The organism is Mitsuaria sp. TWR114, assembly GCF_007997345.1.
In genome coordinates this window covers 1-1,249 of sequence record NZ_VOSR01001061.1, presented here as the reverse complement: position 1 = coordinate 1,249, position 1,249 = coordinate 1, and the positions used below count along the sequence as shown (strand labels likewise).

Sequence of the window (1,249 nt, the reverse complement as noted above, 5' to 3'; positions counted from 1 at the left end):
ACCGGCGGTGGCGCGCGCGGCGCCCCCCGCGGCGCGGGCGAAGCGGTCGAACAGTGGCGCGGCTTCGGCCGGCGCCAGCGGCTCGCCCTGGCTGGCCACGTCGATGCGCCAGCCCGTCGCGGTCCGGGACAGCTCGCAGCGCACGACGCCGCCGGCGCGGCCGTACTTCAGCGCGTTGTCGACCAGGTTGCCCACGGCGCGCACCAGCAGCGCCACGTCGCCGTCGCAGACGGCCTCCTCGACCGGCGCGCGCGTCTCGATCGCGACGCCGCGCTGGCGCGCCTCGGACCAGGCGCCGTCCACCGCTTCGACGATCACGTCGCGCAGGTCCAGCGGCGCCGTCCGCAGCGCCTCGGGCGCTTCCGCCCGGGCCAGTTCGACGAAACCTTCGGCCAGCGCCAGCGCGCGCCGGGTCTGGACCTCGATCGCCGCCAGGGTCGGTCCGTTGGCGTCGGCGCCGGCGTCGGCCAGCTCGATCAGGGCCAGCGTCGCGGACAAGGGCGCGCGCAGGTCGTGGGAGAGGAAATCCATCGCCTGCCGGCGCTGGCCCTCGAGCTGGCGCAACCGGCTCGCCGCCGCGGTCAGCGCGGCCATGCGGCGGTCCAGCGGATCGCCCCCGGACGCGGAGACGGCCAGGCCGTCGCGTGGCGGCAGCCGCTCCCGCACGCGGTGGAACTCGCGCTCGAGGTAGGCGAGCGCGGTCTCGAGGCGCTGCCAGCTCCAGAGCGGGATCACGAGCGCCAGGCCCGCCAGCGCCGCCGACGGCGCCCACACCACGCCGGCCAGATGGTGCAGCGCCCAGGCGAGCACCACGATCGCCGGCATCAGGCCAAGCGCCACGCCGAGCCCGACGCGCGGCCGCGTCCGGCGCAGCACCGCGAGCGCGAGCAGCAGCGGCGTCACCGCCAGCAAGGCGCCCTGCCACCACGTCGGCGGGCGCAGAGTCCTTCCCTCGCGCAGCGCGACCAGGGCCTGCGCGGTGATCTCCACGCCCGGCATGAGCGCCTCGGTGCGCGACACCGGGGTGGGATAGGCATCGGTCAAGCCCGGCGCGGTGGCCCCGACCAGCACGGTCGCCTCCTTGAAGGTGGCGGCGTCCACCCGGCCGCGCAGCACGTCGACGTAGGACACGCGCCGGACGCTGCCGGGCGGTCCGGCGAACGGGATGAGGAAACGCGCGACCGGTTCCAGCGACCGGCCTCCGCCCGTCCTGCCCGTCCGGCCGTTCCCGCCGTTCCCGCCGTTCCCG

General features: G+C 76.9%; 1 protein-coding gene. It reads right to left on the bottom strand.

What is annotated here, in order from left to right; translation table 11 throughout:
- On the bottom strand, positions 1-1,191 hold a 1,191-nt coding region (locus FUT87_RS27370; protein ID WP_255512084.1), incomplete at its 3' end, for a CHASE2 domain-containing protein.
- Positions 1,192-1,249 lie beyond the last annotated feature (58 nt).